The sequence below is a fragment of the Pseudocitrobacter sp. RIT415 genome, assembly GCF_003057695.2.
GTDB classification, from domain to species: Bacteria; Pseudomonadota; Gammaproteobacteria; order Enterobacterales; family Enterobacteriaceae; genus Pseudocitrobacter; species Pseudocitrobacter faecalis.
Genome location: NZ_QBJC02000003.1, coordinates 123,641 through 143,165, shown reverse-complemented (window position 1 = coordinate 143,165; position 19,525 = coordinate 123,641). Strand labels below are relative to the sequence as shown.

The 19,525-nt window shown below is 53.7% G+C and carries 23 protein-coding genes; 17 read left to right on the top strand and 6 right to left on the bottom strand.

The features are described 5' to 3' along the window. Positions 1-23 precede the first annotated feature (23 nt). Positions 24-830: a DeoR family transcriptional regulator gene (locus DBY68_RS04800; protein WP_108475013.1), complete on the bottom strand. Its 807-nt coding sequence runs from the start codon at positions 828-830 to the stop codon at positions 24-26. 243 nt (positions 831-1,073) lie between these two features. Here DBY68_RS04800 and kbaZ point away from each other — a divergent pair, with 243 nt between their 5' ends. The 8 genes from kbaZ to kbaY all read left to right on the top strand — a co-directional run bounded on the left by kbaZ (position 1,074) and on the right by kbaY (position 8,409). Continuing rightward, entirely contained in the window at positions 1,074-2,360 is a 1,287-nt protein-coding gene (gene kbaZ / locus DBY68_RS04795; protein WP_199538648.1) for a tagatose-bisphosphate aldolase subunit KbaZ, read from the top strand. 27 nt (positions 2,361-2,387) lie between these two features. After that, a complete protein-coding gene (agaV, locus tag DBY68_RS04790) occupies positions 2,388-2,861 on the top strand; it encodes a PTS N-acetylgalactosamine transporter subunit IIB (protein ID WP_108475011.1) in 474 nt (157 codons plus the stop codon). An 11-nt stretch (positions 2,862-2,872) separates the two neighbouring features. Continuing rightward, complete coding sequence (agaW, locus tag DBY68_RS04785) at positions 2,873-3,652, top strand: PTS N-acetylgalactosamine transporter subunit IIC (RefSeq protein ID WP_108475010.1); 780 nt, start codon at positions 2,873-2,875, stop codon at positions 3,650-3,652. Continuing rightward, positions 3,642-4,520 (top strand): PTS N-acetylgalactosamine transporter subunit IID, encoded by an 879-nt coding sequence (gene agaE, locus DBY68_RS04780; RefSeq protein WP_108475009.1) that lies wholly within the window; start codon positions 3,642-3,644, stop codon positions 4,518-4,520. Before agaW ends, agaE begins: the two co-directional genes overlap by 11 nt. 15 nt (positions 4,521-4,535) lie before the next feature. Beyond that, entirely contained in the window at positions 4,536-4,970 is a 435-nt protein-coding gene (gene agaF, locus DBY68_RS04775; RefSeq protein WP_108475008.1) for a PTS galactosamine/N-acetylgalactosamine transporter subunit IIA, read from the top strand. Next, positions 4,967-6,097 carry an N-acetylglucosamine-6-phosphate deacetylase gene (gene nagA / locus DBY68_RS04770; RefSeq protein ID WP_108475007.1) on the top strand — a complete coding sequence of 377 codons (1,131 nt, stop codon included), beginning with the start codon at positions 4,967-4,969 and terminating at the stop codon, positions 6,095-6,097. The genes agaF and nagA overlap by 4 nt, the downstream gene beginning before the upstream one ends. A 278-nt stretch (positions 6,098-6,375) precedes the next feature. Next, on the top strand, positions 6,376-7,530 hold the full coding sequence (locus DBY68_RS04765) for an SIS domain-containing protein (RefSeq protein ID WP_108475006.1): 1,155 nt from the start codon (positions 6,376-6,378) through the stop codon (positions 7,528-7,530). Between the two features lie 12 nt (positions 7,531-7,542). After that, positions 7,543-8,409: a tagatose-bisphosphate aldolase subunit KbaY gene (kbaY, locus tag DBY68_RS04760; protein WP_108475005.1), complete on the top strand. Its 867-nt coding sequence runs from the start codon at positions 7,543-7,545 to the stop codon at positions 8,407-8,409. A 193-nt stretch (positions 8,410-8,602) separates the two neighbouring features. Here the strand turns inward: kbaY and rsmI are convergent, their stop codons facing one another. Then, on the bottom strand, positions 8,603-9,466 hold the full coding sequence (gene rsmI / locus DBY68_RS04755; RefSeq protein WP_108475004.1) for a 16S rRNA (cytidine(1402)-2'-O)-methyltransferase: 864 nt from the start codon (positions 9,464-9,466) through the stop codon (positions 8,603-8,605). Positions 9,467-9,529: 63 nt separating this feature from the next. Here rsmI and DBY68_RS04750 point away from each other — a divergent pair, with 63 nt between their 5' ends. From DBY68_RS04750 to dolP, 4 genes are read left to right on the top strand one after another with little or no spacing between them, the layout of a single operon-like run. After that, complete coding sequence (locus DBY68_RS04750) at positions 9,530-11,617, top strand: penicillin-binding protein activator (protein WP_108475003.1); 2,088 nt, start codon at positions 9,530-9,532, stop codon at positions 11,615-11,617. Then, positions 11,575-11,961, top strand: a complete 387-nt coding sequence (locus DBY68_RS04745) for a YraN family protein (RefSeq protein WP_108475002.1) — start codon at positions 11,575-11,577, stop codon at positions 11,959-11,961. The genes DBY68_RS04750 and DBY68_RS04745 overlap by 43 nt, the downstream gene beginning before the upstream one ends. Positions 11,962-11,990: 29 nt before the next feature. Continuing rightward, on the top strand, positions 11,991-12,581 hold the full coding sequence (gene diaA / locus DBY68_RS04740; protein ID WP_015962885.1) for a DnaA initiator-associating protein DiaA: 591 nt from the start codon (positions 11,991-11,993) through the stop codon (positions 12,579-12,581). Positions 12,582-12,590: 9 nt separating this feature from the next. Next, the gene (gene dolP / locus DBY68_RS04735) at positions 12,591-13,166 is read left to right on the top strand and encodes a division/outer membrane stress-associated lipid-binding lipoprotein (protein WP_108475001.1); all 576 of its coding nucleotides are present in this window, start codon (positions 12,591-12,593) and stop codon (positions 13,164-13,166) included. 51 nt (positions 13,167-13,217) lie between these two features. Here the strand turns inward: dolP and DBY68_RS04730 are convergent, their stop codons facing one another. Next, positions 13,218-13,862, bottom strand: a complete 645-nt coding sequence (locus tag DBY68_RS04730) for an NAD(P)H-binding protein (RefSeq protein WP_108475000.1) — start codon at positions 13,860-13,862, stop codon at positions 13,218-13,220. Positions 13,863-13,964: 102 nt separating this feature from the next. Between DBY68_RS04730 and DBY68_RS04725 the strand changes: the two genes are divergently transcribed. After that, complete coding sequence (locus DBY68_RS04725; protein ID WP_108474999.1) at positions 13,965-14,483, top strand: type 1 glutamine amidotransferase domain-containing protein; 519 nt, start codon at positions 13,965-13,967, stop codon at positions 14,481-14,483. Here DBY68_RS04725 and DBY68_RS04720 read toward each other — a convergent pair. Continuing rightward, positions 14,463-14,906, bottom strand: coding sequence for a YhbP family protein (locus DBY68_RS04720; protein ID WP_108474998.1), 444 nt, complete (start codon positions 14,904-14,906; stop codon positions 14,463-14,465). The two genes, DBY68_RS04725 and DBY68_RS04720, sit on opposite strands and share 21 nt — an antisense overlap. A 54-nt stretch (positions 14,907-14,960) precedes the next feature. Between DBY68_RS04720 and DBY68_RS04715 the strand changes: the two genes are divergently transcribed. After that, the gene (locus DBY68_RS04715) at positions 14,961-15,245 is read left to right on the top strand and encodes a GIY-YIG nuclease family protein (RefSeq protein ID WP_108474997.1); all 285 of its coding nucleotides are present in this window, start codon (positions 14,961-14,963) and stop codon (positions 15,243-15,245) included. Here DBY68_RS04715 and DBY68_RS04710 read toward each other — a convergent pair. Both DBY68_RS04710 and DBY68_RS04705 read right to left on the bottom strand, forming a co-directional pair. Continuing rightward, the gene (locus DBY68_RS04710; protein ID WP_108474996.1) at positions 15,232-15,735 is read right to left on the bottom strand and encodes an N-acetyltransferase; all 504 of its coding nucleotides are present in this window, start codon (positions 15,733-15,735) and stop codon (positions 15,232-15,234) included. The genes DBY68_RS04715 and DBY68_RS04710 overlap by 14 nt on opposite strands. After that, entirely contained in the window at positions 15,729-16,253 is a 525-nt protein-coding gene (locus DBY68_RS04705; protein ID WP_108474995.1) for an SCP2 domain-containing protein, read from the bottom strand. Before DBY68_RS04705 ends, DBY68_RS04710 begins: the two co-directional genes overlap by 7 nt. Positions 16,254-16,458: 205 nt before the next feature. Between DBY68_RS04705 and DBY68_RS04700 the strand changes: the two genes are divergently transcribed. The 3 genes from DBY68_RS04700 (at position 16,459) to DBY68_RS04690 (ending at position 19,493) form a co-directional block, all read left to right on the top strand. Then, complete coding sequence (locus DBY68_RS04700) at positions 16,459-17,454, top strand: peptidase U32 family protein (RefSeq protein WP_015962877.1); 996 nt, start codon at positions 16,459-16,461, stop codon at positions 17,452-17,454. Between the two features lie 8 nt (positions 17,455-17,462). Then, positions 17,463-18,341 carry a U32 family peptidase gene (locus DBY68_RS04695; protein WP_108474994.1) on the top strand — a complete coding sequence of 293 codons (879 nt, stop codon included), beginning with the start codon at positions 17,463-17,465 and terminating at the stop codon, positions 18,339-18,341. A gap of 144 nt (positions 18,342-18,485) precedes the next feature. Next, positions 18,486-19,493, top strand: coding sequence for a luciferase-like monooxygenase (locus DBY68_RS04690; RefSeq protein ID WP_108474993.1), 1,008 nt, complete (start codon positions 18,486-18,488; stop codon positions 19,491-19,493). Positions 19,494-19,525: the final 32 nt, after the last annotated feature.

Sequence of the window (19,525 nt, the reverse complement as noted above, 5' to 3'; positions counted from 1 at the left end):
CATGGCCTTAGCGCCATGTTTTGTTATTCCGCCACTACAACAACGTCGATTCCTGTTTTGCGCAGCCCTTCCAGACTCTCCTGCGGAATACCATCATCAACAATAATGGTATGGATCCGCTGCGTATCGATGATCTTATGCAGGCTCGAACGATTAAATTTACTGGAGTCGGTAACCACAATAATACGTTCAGCAACCTCACACATTTTCCTGTTCAGCCGCGCTTCATCTTCGTTGTGAGTGCTCACGCCACGCTCAAGATCAATCGCATCAACGCCCAGGAAAAGCATATCAAAATGGTAGTTTTGCAAAGACTGTTCAGCCTGATCGCCGTAGAAAGAGAGTGACTGACGGCGCAAATGGCCGCCAGTCATCAGCAATTCAACACCTTCGGCTTCCAGTAACGCATTCGCGACGTTAATCCCATTCGTCATGGCGATAACGTTCTGATGATGACGCAACTTTCTGGCAATCTCATAAGTCGTGGTACCGGAGTCCAGAATCACCCGATGACCCGGTTGAATCAGCTCCGCAGCAACCTGAGCGATACGTTGCTTAAGGCCGGTATTAAGCGCACTTTTATCCTCCAGAGTGGGTTCTACGTTTGTTGCCCCCGTTTCACAAATCAGCGCGCCGCCATACGCACGTACCGCGATCCCCTGCTTTTCCAGGAAAGCCAGATCGTTACGAATCGTTACGGTTGATACTCCGAAAAAGTGAGAGAGATCATTAACCTGAACACTTCCCTGCTGGCGCAGTCGCTGAATAATCTGCTCACGTCGCTCGCTGGTGCCAGTCATACGTTTATCCGCAGAAGTCGAGTCGCTCATCGATATTCCTTTTCTTAATCTTTCGTTTTATTTCGTTTCGCCTATTAACCCTTTTCTTTTACTAAAAAGCAAGCCAGAAGCAGTCCAGAGACCGGTTTCTTAGCCAGGTCAGAACCTTTCGTTATATTTCTTTTGTGAAACAGATCGTAATTCTATTATCTTTCGTTTTGTTTTTACATCACCTTAATACACTATCAAATGAAACAAACCGAAAGATTTACAGACAGAGAACCCTACCGGGAGATGAAAGTGAAACATCTGATGCACGTCGTGGAGCAACATAAAAAAGGGGCAGCCAAAGGGATTTACGCGGTCTGTTCCGCGCATCCTGTTGTACTTGAAGCCGCCATCCGCTTTGCCCGTGAAATGCAAACTCCGCTTCTGATCGAAGCGACTTCAAATCAGGTCGACCAATTTGGCGGCTATACGGGCATGACGCCTGCGGATTTTCGCCACTTCGTGATGGAGCTTGCGAATAAATGGCATTTCCCTTCCGAGAACGTGATCCTCGGTGGCGATCATTTGGGGCCAAACCGCTGGCAAAACGTATCCTCCGCCATTGCCATGACTCACGCGGAAGATCTGATAAAAAGCTACGTTCAGGCCGGATTCAAAAAGATCCATCTCGATTGCAGCATGTCCTGTGCCGACGATCCTGTTCCCCTGACCGACACCATTGTCGCCAACCGTGCGGCGCGGCTGGCGACAATTGCCGAAGAGACGGCTATCGCTATCTATGGTGAATCTGATCTTGTTTACGTCATTGGCACTGAAGTCCCCGTACCTGGCGGGGCTCACGAAACGCTAAATACACTCGAAGTAACGACACCTGCTGCTGCGCAAGCGACGTTACGAGCGCATTACGATGCCTTTGAACAACATGGGCTCACCGCCATTTGGCCAAGAATTATCGGTCTTGTCGTCCAACCCGGCGTCGAATTCGACAATACACAGGTTATCGATTACATACCTGAGAATGCCACCGCACTCAGTCACATGATCGAAGACTACGACACGCTCATTTTCGAAGCTCACTCGACCGATTATCAGAACCCTGCCTCACTGCGACAGTTAGTATGCGATCACTTCGCTATTCTCAAGGTGGGGCCGGCACTCACTTTCGCGCTACGGGAAGCGCTGTTTGCCCTGAGTGCCATAGAAGAAGAATTGATCCCTTCACGTACCAGCGCCAGCCTTCGTACAGTGGTAGAAAATGTCATGCTGGAAAAACCAGAATACTGGGAAAGCCACTACCACGGTGACAACGCATTACGCCGCCTGGCCCGGGGCTATAGCTATTCCGACCGCATTCGTTACTACTGGCCCGATCAATGCATTGATGATGCTTATCATCAGTTGGTACGAAATCTGGAGCATGAAACCCTCGCGCTTCCTCTCCTCAGTCAATATTTACCGCTGCAATACGCACATGTCCGCGAAGGTAAGCTCACCGCGACGGTGCATGAATTGATCATCGACCATATTCAGGACGTGCTGCGCCAGTACCACGCTGCCTGCACGCCGCAATAACAAAGAAGAAAAGAAAGGATAAATGTTATGCCAAATATTGTGTTGAGTCGGATTGATGAACGCCTGATTCACGGGCAGGTAGGTGTGCAGTGGGTGGGGTTCGCTGGCGCAAATCTGGTACTGGTCGCGAATGATGAAGTGGCAGAAGACCCCGTTCAGCAGAACCTGATGGAAATGGTACTGGCAGAAGGCATTGCCGTGCGCTTCTGGTCACTGCAAAAAGTGATCGACAACATTCACCGCGCCGCTGACAGACAGAAAATTCTCCTGGTATGTAAAAACCCAACGGATTTTTTAGCGCTGGTCGAAGGCGGCGTTCCGATCAACCGGATTAATGTCGGCAACATGCACTACGTTAACGGCAAACAGCAAATCGCAAAAACGGTCTCCGTCGATACCCAGGATATCGCCGCATTTAACGGGTTGAAGGCAAAGAACGTCGCTTGCTTTGTCCAGGGCGTCCCGACAGAACCCGCGCAGGATCTGTTTAAGCTTCTCTGAAGGAGAGTGTCATGGAAATCAGTTTATTACAGGCTGTAGCACTGGGAATCCTGGCATTTATTGCCGGCCTGGATATGTTCAATGGCCTGACTCACATGCATCGCCCGGTAGTGCTCGGGCCGCTGGTAGGGCTTATTCTGGGCGATCTGCACACGGGGATTCTGACCGGTGGGACGCTGGAATTGGTCTGGATGGGGCTGGCGCCTTTGGCAGGCGCGCAACCGCCAAATGTAATCATTGGCACCATCGTGGGCACTACCTTTGCGATTACAACAGGGGTTAAGCCTGAGGTTGCTGTGGGTGTTGCCGTTCCTTTTGCCGTCGCCGTACAAATGGGGATTACCTTTCTGTTTTCCGTCATGTCCGGGGTCATGGCTCGCTGTGACAATATGGCCGCTAACGCGGATACCCGTGGCATTGAACGCGTCAACTATCTGGCACTTCTGGCGCTGGGGACGTTCTACTTTTTGTGTGCGTTCCTGCCTATCTATTTTGGCGCTGAACACGCTAAAACCGCCATTGATGTTCTGCCAACACGCCTGATTGATGGCCTCGGCGTGGCGGGCGGCATCATGCCAGCGATCGGCTTCGCGGTTCTGTTAAAAATCATGATGAAGAATGTCTACATTCCCTACTTTATCCTCGGTTTTGTTGCCGCGGCCTGGCTGAAATTACCGGTACTGGCCATTGCCGCCGCCGCACTGGCAATGGCGCTCATCGATTTCGTTCGTAAAGATCCCGAACCCAAAACTGCACCGTCACAGCAGGAGGAATTTGAAGATGGCATCTAATCACACCACGCTGACCCCGGTTGCAGACAAAGAGGAAACCCTGCTGACCGGTGTAAACGAAAATGTTTACGAAGACCAATCCATGGGGGCTGACCTGACGCGGCAGGATATTAATCGTGTGGCATGGCGCTCAATGCTTTTACAAGCCTCATTTAACTACGAGCGTATGCAGGCATCTGGCTGGTTGTATGGTCTGCTCCCTGCGCTAAAAAAGATTCATACGAACAAGCGTGACCTCGCACGGGCAATGACAGGACATATGGGATTTTTTAACACCCATCCTTTTTTAGTGACTTTTGTTATCGGCATCATTCTGGCGATGGAACGTTCTAAGCAGGACGTTAACAGCATACAAAGTACCAAGATAGCCGTCGGCGCACCGCTGGGAGGGATTGGTGATGCAATGTTCTGGCTCACGCTTCTTCCCATTTGCGGCGGGATTGGCGCAAGCCTGGCGCTTCAGGGATCTATCCTCGGCGCGGTTATTTTTATTGTCCTCTTCAACGTCGTGCATCTGGGTTTGCGCTTCGGCCTGGCGCATTACGCATACAGAATGGGTGTCGCAGCGATTCCGCTCATAAAAGCCAATACCCGTAAAGTGGGGCATGCCGCTTCAATTGTCGGCATGACGGTCATCGGTGCGCTGGTGGCAACCTATGTGCGTCTGGCGACAACGCTCGAAATTACCGCAGGCGACGCGGTGGTGAAACTTCAGGCGGATGTCATTGATAAGTTGATGCCTGCGTTTTTACCTCTGATCTACACCCTGGCGATGTACGGTCTGGTTCGACGCGGCTGGAGCCCATTGCGCCTTATCGGTATCACCGTGGTGCTGGGTATTGTCGGCAAATTCGCCCACTTCCTCTGAGTATAAGGAAACATAATGTTAAGCATTATTTTGACCGGACACGGCGGCTTCGCCAGCGGAATGGAAAAGGCGATGTTGCAGATTCTCGGTGAGCAGGCACAGTTTGTTGCCATCGATTTCCCGGAAACGTCTTCCACTGCGATGCTCACCGCACAGCTTGAAGAGGCGATACAAACCTTACCGGCAACCGAAGGCATCATTTTTCTTACAGACCTGTTAGGCGGGACGCCCTTCCGTGTGGCTTCAACCCTTGCGATGCAACGCCCTGAGTGTGAGGTTATCACCGGCACCAACCTGCAATTGCTGTTAGAAATGGCGATGGATCGCGATGAGCTGAGCGGCAAAGATTTTCGCCAGCAGGCACTCGAATGTGGCCACCGGGGCTTGACCAGTCTCGCCGATGAGCTTGTCCGCAATCGCGAAAGTGAACCGGTTGAGGAAGGCATATGACACAAATCATCCGTGCCCGGCATGTATTGACCGGGCAAGGCTGGTGTTACGACAGGTTGCTCCGCATTGAAGAGGGAATCATTACCGCCATCGAGCCTATACCGATTGGGACTCCCTTCCGCGAAGCTGAGTTACTCTGTCCGGCCTATATCGACCTGCATGTTCATGGCGGCGATGGCGTAGATGTGATGGATTGCGATCCTGGCGCGCTCGATCGATTAGCCATTTTTAAAGCGCAACAAGGGGTGGGTGCCTGGCTGCCCACAACGGTTACCGCACCAATGGCAGAGATTCATCAGGCGCTGGCTCGCATTGCTCAACGTTGCCAGTCTGGGGGGCCCGGAGCGACGGTACTGGGTAGCTACCTGGAAGGGCCATTTTTTACGCCAACGAACCGTGGCGCGCATCCGGCGGCATTATTTCAGGAGATAGACCGCAACGAACTGGATCGTTTAATCGCTGCGTCACACCAGACCTTACGCATCGTCGCGCTTGCGCCAGAGAAGCCTGGAGCGCTGGAGGCCATTACGTATCTTAAACAACGGGGCGTTCTTGTCATGCTCGGCCATAGCGCCGCGACATGGGCACAAACACAGCAAGCACTTGATGCTGGCGCCGACGGTCTGGTGCATTGTTTCAATGGCATGACGGGATTACATCATCGTGAACCCGGTATGGTAGGAGCGGGGCTTACGGATGATCGCGCCTGGCTGGAGCTTATTGCTGATGGCCATCATGTTCACCCGTCGATACTCGCGTTGAGCTGTACCTGTGCCAGCCGGCGCATCATTCTGATTACCGATGCGATGCGTGCCGCAGGTATGCCTGACGGGCGTTACGATATCTGCGGTTGTGCTGTCGACATGAAACAAGGCGTGGTACGCACTGCGGAAGGTGGGCTGGCAGGTAGTACGCTGTCACTGGATGCCGCCGTTCGCAATATGGTGCAGTTCTGCGACATCAGTTCAGAAGAGGCTATCAAAATGGCCTCGTTGCACCCCGCCAAACTGCTGGGTATTGACGACGAATTGGGCACTATCGACATAGGGAAACGCGCGAATCTTATCGCTCTGGATAGTCATTTACAGGTTGAGAAAACCTGGGTGAATGGCATCGTAACAATTTAACGTCTTTCGTTATGTTTCCAACTGGCTTACTGAGATTCTCGGTAAGCCGGTTCCTTTCACTTTCCTTTCAGAAAAGAAAATAAAAGCTAAAAATTCAATAGGTTAAATCTAACGCCGCGTATATCTCACAAATTTCGTTTTATTTCTTTTTATCACATTGACCTTTCATTTTCTTTTCTATAGATTTTAAGAAAAGAAACGAAAGAAACAGTGAAATGAAATGAAAGACTCATTCCCTCACTGTTATTTCCTGAATGACTACTGCTAAGGATGATGTGATGAGTGAAACACTGGATATCAACGCAACGGCGACCCCCACCTGGACGGAGGAAGAGATTCGCCAACAACCAGAGACCTGGCTGAAAGCGCTTAAGAATCTTGATAAACAACGCTGTGAGATCGACGCTTTTCTGCAGCCTGTTCTGAACGCAGGGAACACCAAAATTATTCTCACGGGAGCCGGAACCTCAGCCTTTATTGGCGATATTATTGCGCCCTGGCTGGCTCGCCATACTCAGCTTGACATCGTTGCCGTGCCGACCACCGATATCGTAAGTAATCCAATGGATTATTTCAGTAAAGGTCGCACAACGCTGCTGGTCTCTTTTGCGCGATCCGGCAACAGCCCGGAAAGCGTGGCGGCCGTCGAATTGGCCAGCCAGATGATCGATAACAGCTACCATTTGATGATCACCTGTAACGATGCTGGCGCGCTATACCTGGATGCCCATAACAATCCTCGGGCATACGCGCTGTTGATGCCCCCTGAAACACACGATCGCGGCTTTGCCATGACCAGCAGCATTACGACCATGATGGCAAGCTGCCTCGCCGTTTTCGCCCCAGAAGTTATTAATCTTGCCAGCTTTAGCGTCGTCTCTGAACGCTGCCAGCAGATTATTGACTCTCTGGGCGATTTCCACTCCCATCCCTTTGGCGATCTTCCTTTTAAACGCATCGTCTATCTTGGCAGCGGCGGACTACAAGGGGTAGCACGCGAATCAGCGCTAAAGGTTCTTGAGCTTACCGCGGGCAAGCTGGCGGCCTTCTACGATTCCCCTACGGGTTTTCGCCACGGGCCAAAATCGTTGGTCGACGGGGAAACGCTGGTGATTGTGATGATTTCAAGCCATCCGTACACCCGTCAGTACGATCTGGATCTGCTGACAGAATTGCGTAATGACAAGCAAGCGATGCGCGTCATCGCGATCGCTGCCGAGCGGCATCCGGCGATCGACGCGGGCCCACATTTCTACCTTCCTCCCGCTCGCCATTTCCATGACGTTGAGCAGGCCTTTTGTTTCCTTATCTACGCGCAAATCTTTGCACTTTCCGAATCGTTAAAAGCGGGGATCACCCCAGACTCACCCTCGGCTAACGGTACCGTAAACCGCGTAGTTCAGGGCGTTATTATTCATCCCTGGAACGCATGAGAGGTCTGACAAATGGCAATTATCTCAACGAAATACCTGCTTCAGGACGCCCAGGAAAAAGGGTATGCGATTCCTGCATTCAATATTCATAATGCCGAAACCATTCAGGCTATTCTTGAGGTGTGTAGTGAACTTCGATCGCCAGTTATCCTGGCCGGCACGCCAGGGACATTCAAACATATCGCCTTTGAAGAGATTTACGCACTGTGTGAAGCCTACTCAGCAAGTTACGACATCCCCCTAGCTCTTCATCTCGATCATCATGAAAAACTTGATGATATCCGCCGCAAAGTCGACGCGGGCGTGCGCAGCGCAATGATCGACGGTAGCCACTATCCATTCGAAGAGAATGTTCGTTTAGTGAAATCAGTGGTCGATTTCTGCCATCGCCACGATTGCAGCGTTGAAGCTGAGCTTGGTCGCCTGGGTGGTGTCGAAGATGACATGAGCGTCGATGCAGAAAGTGCTTTCCTTACCGACCCACAAGAGGCGCGTCGGTTTGTGGAGCTGACCGGAGTAGATAGCCTGGCCGTGGCGATCGGAACGGCGCATGGCTTGTATAAACAGCGCCCCAAAATTGATTTTGCCCGGTTAGCCGAAATCCGCAAGGTGGTTGATATTCCACTGGTTCTTCACGGGGCGAGCGATGTGCCAGACGAGTATGTCAGACACGCCATTGAACTGGGTATTTGCAAAGTCAACGTTGCAACAGAACTGAAAATTGCGTTTGCTGCGGCAGTGAAAAAGTGGTTTAGCGAAAATCCTGATGGCAATGATCCTCGCTATTATATGCGCGTAGGGATGGATGCGATGAAGGAAATCGTCAGAAACAAAATTACCGTATGTGGATCAGCACATAAGCTGGTACCAAACAGTTAAGCCCGATGAGTTTGGTATTACACCAGGACTGAAGGGATCGTGAACGGCATATGCCAAAAAGGATAACTACGCCAACACCTGCTTCATTGCTGTGGTTGCATGAGAAATTGACGTGTCTGGTTGATGAGTTAATCGCAAGATAGAACGCTAACGTGTTGCGGCATTATCTAAGCCGCAACACGGTCAATTCGTTTTATTCCCCCTGCTGCTCCAGCGCATACTTATACAGCGCATTTTTCTTCACGCCGTGAATTTCCGCGGCCAGCGCCGCCGCTTTTTTCAGCGGCAGTTCTGCCTGTAACAGCGTCAGCGTGCGCAGGGCATCGGCGGGCAGGTCGTCTTCCTGCGCTTTATGACCTTCGACAATCAGCACCATCTCGCCTTTACGACGGTTTTCATCCTCTTTCACCCACGCCAGCAGTTCGCCGACCGGCGCGCCGTGAATAGATTCCCAGGTTTTGGTCAGCTCGCGCGCCAGCACCACGTAGCGGGATTCGCCCAGTACCGCGACAATATCTTCCAGGCTATCTAACAGGCGGTGGGTCGATTCATAAAAAATCAGCGTCCGCGTCTCTTCTTCAATGGCTTTCAGCGCATCGCGACGGCCTTTTGATTTGGCCGGCAGGAAGCCTTCATAACAGAAACGGTCCGAAGGCAGACCGGCGGCGCTCAATGCGGCGATAGCGGCACACGGGCCTGGCAGCGGAACGACGCGGATACCCGCTTCGCGACAGGTACGCACAAGATGGTAGCCAGGATCGTTAATCAGCGGCGTACCCGCATCAGAAACCAGCGCAATGTTTTGCCCCTCTTTCAGCTTCGCCACCAGCGTTTCCGCTTTTTGTTGTTCGTTGTGGTCGTGAAGCGCAAACAAACGGGCGTTAATCGCGAAGTGTTGCAACAGTAAACCGGTGTGACGCGTGTCCTCTGCGGCAATTAAATCAACGGCTTGTAATACGTTTAATGCACGTTGGGTGATATCAGCCAGATTCCCGATAGGAGTGGGTACAATATAGAGCTGACCTTCAGAATTCTCAGCTGATTCGTGTTGTTTCATTGTTTCATCCGTATTGCCGATTTAATATTGAGCATTGAGCCAAAAAAATATCACTGGATACATATGGTACCGTCAACATTTCTTCGTTCTAAAGCCGCGCGCTGCCTGCCTGTTGTTCTGGCGGCATTACTTTTCGCCGGCTGTGGCACCCAGCAAACACAGGACCAGAGTGCATCCCATTTAGAGGGAACCGCACAAGCGGACTCTGGTTATTACCTGCAGCAGATGCAGCAGAGTGCGAATGATAGCAAGACCAACTGGCAATTACTCGCCATTCGTGCACTGCTGAAGGAAGGTAAGAGCCAGCAGGCAATGGAACTGTTCGGCCAGTTACCGAACGAGCTTAACGATGAGCAGCGTCTGGAACAGTCGCTGCTGGCCGTTGAGATCAAACTGGCACAGCAAGATTTCAAAGGCGCGGAAGCGCTGCTGGCGAAAATCGATCCGAATGGTCTGAGCAATAATCAGCAAATCCGCTTCTGGGCCGACGGCATCGCCTCGCAGCAAGGGAAACCCACCCTCACGCTACTGCGCGCGTTAATCGCGCAGGAACCCCTGCTGAAAGCCGTACCGGAAAAACAAAAAAATATCGATGCCACCTGGCAGGCGCTTTCTGCAATGACGCAGGAACAGGCCAACGCGCTGGTGATCAATGCCGATGAAAACGTGTTACAGGGTTGGCTCGATCTGCAGCGTGTCTGGTTCGATAACCGTAACGACGTCAGTATGATGAAAGCCGGGATCAAAGACTGGCAGACCCGCTATCCGCAAAACCCAGGTGCAAAACTGCTGCCGACCCAACTGGTGAACGTCCAAAGTTTTAAACCTGCTTCAACCAATAAGATTGCCCTGCTGCTGCCGTTAAATGGCCAGGCAGCGGTGTTTGGTCGCGCCATTCAGCAAGGTTTTGAAGCGGCGAAAAACGGGATTTCGCCGGTAAGCGGTAGCGCGGTACCAGAACAGGTTGCACAGGCGGCATCGACGAATAACGTGGTGAGCCCGTCTCAGGCCGAAATCACCGATTTGACGACGCCACAGACGCAGCCCGTTCAGGCTCCAGTTCCTGCACAGGCACCGGTACAGTCCGTCACCACGACGCCACAGCAACAGGAGCAGGAACAAGCGCCAGCGACAACGGCTCCAGCAACACCTGCGGCCCAGCCGGCTGCTACGAATCCATCCGCCGAGCTGAAAATTTATGACACCACCACGCAGCCTATGAGCCAGATTCTTTCGCAGGCACAGCAGGATGGCGTCACGCTGGTGGTCGGCCCGCTGTTGAAAAACAACGTTGATGATCTGCTGAAAAGTAATACGCCACTGAACGTACTGGCGCTTAACCAGCCGGAGTCTGTCAGCAACCGTGCGAACATCTGCTACTTCGCACTCTCGCCAGAAGATGAAGCGCGCGACGCCGCCCGTCATATTCATGATCAGGGCAAACAGGCTCCGCTGCTGCTGGTACCGCGCAGCGCGCTGGGCGATCGCGTGACGCGCGCCTTCGCAGATGAGTGGCAATCACTGGGCGGTGCGACGGTGCTGCAGCAGAAATTTGGTTCCCTGTCTGAGCTGCGCGGCGGCGTGAACGGCGGTTCCGGTATTGCGCTGACCGGCAGCCCGGTCACCACCAGCCAGAATCAACCGCAAAGCGTGACGATTGGCGATTTAACCATTCCGGCACCGCCGAGCGATGCGCAAATCAGCAGCGGTGGTAAAGTAGACGCCGCGTACATCGTGGCAACGGCGCAGGAAATTGCATTCATTAAGCCGATGATCGCCATGCGTAACGGCAGCCAGGGCGGCGCAACGCTGTATGCCAGCTCGCGCAGCGCGCAGGGCGTCGCCGGGCCCGATTTCCGTTTAGAGATGGAAGGCTTACAGTACAGTGAAATTCCGATGCTGGCAGGCAGCAATCCGTCCCTGATGCAGCAGGCACTGCGTGCGGTGAATAACGACTATTCCCTGGCGCGCCTGTATGCCATGGGCGCAGATGCCTGGTCGCTGGCGAATCATTTCTCGCAAATGCGCCAGGTGCCAGGTTTTGAGCTGAATGGCAACACCGGCGATTTGACGGCAACTCAGGATTGCGTGATTAACAGGAAGTTATCATGGCTCAAATACCAACAGGGTCAGGTCGTCTCAGCAAACTAACCGCTAAACAGACTGGCGACGCGGCGGAACTGCGTGCGCGTCGCTGGCTGGAACATCAGGGGCTAACCTTCATCGCCGCCAACTTTCGCGATCGCGGCGGCGAAATCGACCTGATAATGCGCGATGGCACGGTAACGGTTTTTGTGGAAGTCCGTTATCGTACTTCCGGGGCGTATGGCGGCGCTGCCGCAAGCGTAACCCGGAGCAAGCAACATAAATTATTACACACTGCTCAATTGTGGCTCGCCCGTCACAATGGGAGTTTTGATACTGTGGATTGCCGTTTCGATGTGGTAGCCTTCACTGGCAATGAGATCGAATGGCTTAAAAACGCATTTAGCTAATAGCAACATCAAGAATTTAAAGGGAAATCGTGCTCGAAAGAATTAAAGTTTGCTTCACTGAAAGCATTCAAACGCAAATTGCAGCGGCAGAAGCCCTCCCGGATGCTATCTCCCGAGCCGCTATGACCCTTGTGCAGTCACTGCTCAACGGCAACAAAATTCTCTGTTGTGGTAACGGATCCTCCGCCGCCAACGCACAGCATTTTGCTGCCTGCATGATCAATCGTTTCGAAACGGAGCGCCCTGGTTTACCGGCGATTGCACTTAATGCAGATAACGTGGTCTTAACGGCGATCGCGAACGATCGCTTACACGATGAGATTTACGCCAAGCAGGTTCGCGCGCTGGGTCATGCCGGAGATGTGTTACTGGCGATTTCCACGCGAGGCAACAGCCGCGACATCGTCAAAGCTGTAGAAGCTGCCGTGACGCGTGATATGACCATTGTGGCATTAACGGGCTACGACGGCGGTGAGCTGGCCGGTTTACTCGGCCAGCAGGATGTGGAAATTCGCATCCCTTCTCACCGTAGCGCGCGCATTCAGGAAATGCACATGCTGACGGTGAATTGCTTATGCGATCTGATTGATAACACGCTTTTCCCACACCAGGACGATTAAGGAGTACATATGAAGGCATTCTCGCCCGTCGCAGTCCTTATTTCCGCGCTGCTGCTTCAGGGATGCGTCGCCGCTGCCGTGGTTGGCGGCGCTGCGGTTGGCACGAAAGCGGCAACCGACCCGCGTACTGTGGGGACACAGGTTGACGATGGCACGCTGGAGCTACGCGTCAACACCGCGCTGTCGAAAGATGAACAAATTAAGAAAGAGGCGCGCATCAACGTGACGGCATATCAGGGCAAAGTGCTGCTGGTAGGTCAGGCACCGAATACTGCGCTGGCGTCTCAGGCCAAACAAATAGCCATGGGCGTGGATGGAGCCACCGAAGTGTTCAACGAAATTCGCCAGGGTACACCGATCAGTCTGGGTACCGCGTCAACGGATACGTGGATCACCACGAAAGTGCGTTCCCAGTTGTTGACGACCGATCAGGTGAAATCGTCGAACGTGAAAGTCACCACGGAAAACGGCGAAGTGTTCCTGATGGGGCTGGTAACGGATCGTGAAGGCAAAGCCGCCGCCGATATCGCCAGCCGCGTTAGCGGTGTGAAACGCGTCACCACGGCGTTTACCTATATTCAGTAACCGCTCAGGCCTGCGTAATGCGCAGGCCTGATAAGCGTAGCGCCATCTGGCCTACACGGCTCGCCGCGCGATTTCGCGCAACTCTGCCGACTTCAAAATGGTGACGGGCTCTCGCTCCGGTGATAACGCTTCCGTCAGCATTGCCTGCGCCACATCGCGCGCTTTAATCGACTTCCAGTTTCCCGGTAAGAAACCAAACAGCGGTGCCAGCAACGACTCGTTGAGACGTCTTTTGTGGCGTTCCCCCACCAGCATGGACGGCCTGGCGATGGTCAGACGCGGCCACTGCTGCGCAATTAGCGCATCTTCCATTTCACCTTTGACCCGGTTATAGAAAAAGGGTGAATGCGCGTTGGCCCCCATCGCGCTCACCACCAGCATATGCTTCGCCCCCAGTCGCAAACCGGTAAGCGCCGTGTCGACCACTAATGTGTAGTCCGACTGAATAAACGCCTCTTTTGATCCCGCTTCACGCATTGTCGAACCCAGGCAACAAAAGACGATATCTATCGGCGTAGTGACCTGCGCAAGCGCGTCGCTTAGCTGTGGGTCGTGGGGGTTAAAGACTTCGGGAAATCCGTCAAGCGGACGGCGCGTAGGGGCGGCAATCGAGTAAATACGCGGCTCCTGAAGCAGAAGATGCAGTAAGTGCCCACCAACTAATCCGGTCGCGCCGGTTATCAATACCTGACTCATTCATATCCCCTTTACGGATTTTTCACCCTTGTAATCTCGTCGTCCTGCCCCACACTTTATAGTTCGCAGGAATTTTTCTGAAGCCAAAACCATGGAGGAATCATGAGCAAGAAAATAGCCGTCTTGATCACCGACGAGTTTGAAGATTCAGAGTTTACCTCTCCGGCCGACGCGTTTCGTAAAGCCGGTCATCAGGTTATCACCATTGAGAAGCAGGCCGGTAAAACCGTAACGGGCAAACGCGGCGAAGCGAAAGTGAAGATTGACGCCGCCATTGACCAGGTCAGCCCGGCAGAATTTGATGCACTGCTGCTACCCGGCGGGCACTCGCCTGACTACCTACGCGGTGACGATCGTTTTGTCACCTTCACCCGCGATTTCGTCAACGCCGGCAAACCGGTGTTTGCCATCTGTCACGGGCCGCAACTGTTAATCAGCGCCGATGTGGTACGCGGACGCAAGCTCACCGCCGTGAAACCTATTGTAGTGGATGTGAAAAATGCCGGGGCGGATTTCTACGACCAGGAAGTGGTGGTCGATAATGACCAACTGGTGACCAGCCGGACGCCAGATGATCTACCGGCATTTAACCGGGAAGCATTACGCCTGCTGGGTGCCTGATTCCCGTAACCAATGCAGTTTTTTACCGAAGCCCAGCGTGTTGTCAGTAAATTTGAGTTCATCAAGGCGAATTTCCCACACGGGTGCTGACAACATTCTGGCGACCGGGAAGCGGCGAATATATTTCGCGCGCTTCTCGTCGCTCTCTTCACCTTCCAGCAGCCGAATCTCCCCTTTGAACTGCACGCCGCGAATTAACGCCACCGTTTTCGGCTGGCCGTTAACCGTTCCGGCAACGGGTGCTCGCGTCCCCGTCATCTGCCCGTGACGAGTGGTGGTATCGCTGAGAAGATAAAATGCGACACGCTCAGCGTCATAGACGAAGAAGGCATTCGCACACCAGAGTTCGCCTTCACTCGCCACACACCAGCTTACAACGTGTTGTTTTGTCAGCCAGCGGCTAATGGCAGCAAGCGTTTCCATCTTTTCTCTCCGTTATGCTAAGGTGCGTTCACGTTACTATACAGGTTTCAACTCGTGCCCTGGTTTCTTTATCTGGTCCGCTCGGCGGATAACAAACTCTACACCGGGATCACCACCGACGTAGCGCGTCGCTTTCAGCAGCATCAAAGCGGAAAAGGCGCAAAAGCGCTTCGCGGCAAAGGTGAACTGACGCTGGCGTTTTCTGGCGAAGTTGGTGAACACTCACTGGCTTTGCGGCTGGAATACCGCATTAAACAGCTAACGAAGCGCCAGAAAGAGCGCCTCGTCGCTGGGGAGGAGTCGTTTGAAGCCCTGCTAAGCGGCCTTAAAAACGATTAAAGTGATCGGAATACTCGACCAGACCGTGCACGCCGTTCAGCGCATCATCCGCCAGACGATGAACCATAAACGCCTCTTCCGTACCCGGCCAGCGGCAGCGTAAGTCGTACTGTGCGGCGCGTTCGAAGCCAAAACGGCTGTACAACGCGGGCTCGCCCAGCGTGACGACGGCGGCATAACCGAATTCATTAAGGGAATCGAGACCTTCATAAACCATCTGGCGCGCCAGACCTTGCCCGCGATAGCTCTCATCTACCGCCAACGGTGCCAGCCCGACCCACTGCAGTTCCTCACCTTCAACGCTTACCGGGCTAAACGCCACGTAACCCACCACGTGACCTTCGTCATCCGTCGCCACCAGGCCGAGGGTGATCAGACCGTCTTCACGCAGCTCGCGCACAAGATCGGCCTCCCCGTCCCCGTTGAAGGTGCGACGCAGCAGGGAGTCAATCCCCGGTGCATCAATCCCAATTTCCACTCGAATCAGCATGGCTCACCTACCGATGTGTGTTTAGAGTCTGATGGCGTTTTCAGCCCGGCTTCCACGAAGTCCGCCAACTGCATCAGCATGACACGAAGCGCTTTCGGCATCTGTTCAAGCTCAATGGCATCCATCAGGTTTTTAACGTATAAGCCCAGTTCCGTATCGCCTTCAATGACCAGTCGACGCTGGAAGAAGAGCGTGTCAGGATCTTGTTTACGCGCGGCGATCATCAGCAAATCGCTGGCGTCGGCGCTAAAGCTCACATCTGCCTGCGCCGATTCGCTCACAATCAGGCGATCGTTCTCTACGGAGGTAAACCATTGCAGGCCAATATCACGCACCTCAATGCTTAACCAACGACCTTCGAGAAACTCAAGCTCACCCTCGGCCAGCGCCTGGCGGAATTGCCAGCTGAGCATCTGCTGCAATACCTGACGTTTAAGGGCGAACGGCGTGAACTTCACCGGTACGCTCATCAGCGTTGGGGCAACATGAACCAGACGTGAACGCAGTTTATCCAACACAAGCTTTACTCCCTGAATGCAATAGTCCTGTTATTTTGCCATATCAGATAAACGACATAGCGGCGTAAATCAACAATTATGTGGTAAAGACTAACCATTATTGGTGCCATCAATACGCTTTTGTCTGCCTCAAATCAAAAATAATCGCCGCCAGGTTAACTAAAATCCCACCTCGTTAACATTATCGCTATCTGCAGGAAGAATTATGGAGCTGCTCTGCCCTGCCGGAAACCTCCCGGCGCTGAAGGCGGCCATCGAGAACGGTGCCGATGCTGTCTATATCGGGCTGAAAGATGACACCAACGCCCGCCATTTTGCCGGTCTGAATTTTACCGAGAAGAAACTGCAGGAAGCCGTCAGCTTTGTGCACCAGCATAAGCGTAAGCTGCATATCGCCATCAATACTTTCGCGCACCCGGACGGTTACGTTCGCTGGCAACGCGCGGTAGACATGGCCGCACAGCTTGGCGCTGATGCGCTGATCCTCGCCGACATCGCTATGCTGGAGTATGCGGCAGAACGCTACCCGCACATTGAGCGCCATGTCTCTGTTCAGGCTTCCGCGACCAATGAAGAAGCGATTCGCTTCTATCACCGCAACTTTGATGTCGCCCGCGTGGTGCTGCCGCGTGTGCTTTCCATCCACCAGGTGAAACAGCTGGCGCGCGTCACGCCCGTTCCGCTGGAAGTATTCGCGTTCGGTAGCCTGTGCATTATGGCGGAAGGCCGCTGCTATCTGTCGTCTTATTTGACCGGTGAATCTCCGAATACCGTCGGCGCGTGTTCTCCGGCGCGCTATGTGCGCTGGCAACAAACGCCGCAGGGGCTGGAGTCGCGCCTCAATGAAGTGCTAATTGACCGCTACCAGGACGGCGAGAACGCCGGGTATCCGACCCTGTGTAAAGGGCGTTATCTGGTCGACGGCGAGCGCTATCATGCGCTGGAAGAGCCGACCAGCCTGAATACGTTGGAGCTGCTGCCGGAACTGCTGGCCGCCAATATCGCCTCGGTAAAAATTGAAGGTCGCCAGCGTAGCCCGGCCTATGTCAGCCAGGTGGCGAAAGTCTGGCGTCAGGCCATCGATCGTTGCATCGCGGATCCGCAAAACTTTGTGCCACAGGCGGCATGGATGGACACCCTCGGCTCCATGTCCGAAGGTACACAAACCACGCTTGGCGCGTACCACCGCAAATGGCAGTAGGAAAGACCATGAAATATTCATTAGGGCCGGTGCTGTACTACTGGCCAAAAGAGACGCTGGAAGAGTTCTACCAGCAGGCCGCCACCAGCAATGCCGATATCATCTATCTGGGCGAAGCGGTATGCAGCAAGCGCCGCGCCACCAAAGTGGGCGACTGGCTGGATATGGCGAAATCGCTGGCGGGCAGCGGCAAGCAAATTGTGCTGTCAACGCTGGCGTTGGTGCAGGCTTCTTCTGAACTAGGCGAGCTGAAGCGCTACGTTGAGAATGGCGACTTCCTGCTGGAAGCGAGCGACTTCGGCGTGGTGAATATGTGCGCCGAGCGCAAGCTGCCGTTTGTCGCCGGGCATGCACTGAACTGCTATAACGCGGTAACGCTTCGTCTGCTGGCGAAACAGGGCATGATGCGCTGGTGTATGCCGGTCGAACTGTCTCGCGACTGGCTGGCAAATCTGCTGACGCAGTGCGAAGAACTGGGCATCCGCAATCAGTTTGACGTGGAAGTGTTGAGCTACGGTCATCTGCCGCTGGCCTACTCCGCGCGCTGCTTTACCGCGCGTTCGGAAGATAAGCCAAAAGATGAGTGCGAAACCTGCTGTATTAAATATCCGAACGGGCGCAGTATGCTGTCGCAGGAAAACCAGCAGGTCTTCGTGCTAAACGGTATTCAGACCATGAGCGGCTATGTCTATAACCTCGGCAACGAACTGGCTTCAATGCACGGGCTGGTGGATATCGTGCGCCTGTCGCCGCTGGGCACCGAGACGTTCGCCATGCTGGATGCCTTCCGCGCCAACGAAAATGGCCAGGCACCGCTGAACCTCACCGCCAACAGCGACTGTAATGGTTACTGGAAACGCCTGGCGGGTCTGGAACTGCAGGCCTGATAAAAAAGCTCACTTTGTTAACAACAGTCATCAGTTTTTAATGCAGTATTAAAGATGCAGCTTTTCTGGCCGACAGCGCGCTGTGCTGCCAGGCTGGAACAAGACCTTCAATCTGATGATGACGCTGTAACAAAGTGAGCCTTTATGACTGACAAACCTGTTTCTTTCTCGGTGCTCGATTTGGCCCCGATCCCACAAGGGTTTAAGGCTAAAGACGCCTTCGACCGCTCTCTCGATCTCGCAAAACTTGCCGAAAAACGTGGCTATCACCGCTACTGGTTAGCGGAGCACCACAACATGACCGGCATCGCCAGCGCGGCGACATCGGTGCTGATTGGCTACCTGGCGGCGAATACCACGACCTTGCATCTGGGTTCCGGTGGTGTGATGTTACCAAACCACTCCCCGCTGGTGATTGCCGAACAGTTCGGGACGCTCAATACGCTGTATCCTGGACGCATTGATTTGGGGCTAGGCCGCGCGCCGGGCAGCGATCAACGCACCATGATGGCATTACGCCGCCATATGAGCGGTGACGTGGATAATTTCCCGCGCGATGTGGCGGAACTGGTCGACTGGTTCGATGCCCGCGATCCGAATCCGCATGTACGCCCTGTTCCCGGCTACGGCGAAAAAATTCCGGTATGGCTGTTGGGGTCAAGCCTCTACAGCGCACAGCTTGCCGCACAGCTCGGTCTGCCGTTTGCGTTCGCCTCACATTTCGCACCGGATATGCTGTTTCAGGCGCTGCACCTTTATCGCACCAACTTTAAACCCTCCGCGCGGCTGGAAAAACCGTACGCGATGGTGTGCATCAACATTATCGCCGCAGACAGCAATCGCGATGCGGAATTCCTGTTCACCTCCATGCAGCAGGCCTTTGTGAAGCTGCGTCGTGGCGAAACCGGGCAGCTACCGCCGCCGATTCAAAACATGGATCAGTTCTGGTCACCGTCCGAGCAGTATGGCGTACAGCAGGCGCTGAGTATGTCGCTGGTTGGCGATAAAGCGAAAGTGCGTCACGGGCTGGAGTCGATTCTGCGTGAAACCGACGCGGATGAAATTATGGTTAACGGCCAGATTTTCGATAGCGAGGCACGGCTGCATTCATTCGGGCTGGCGATGGATGTGAAGGAAGAGTTGTTGGGGTAAGTGCGATTGTGTTGCCCCTCACTCCGGGCAGT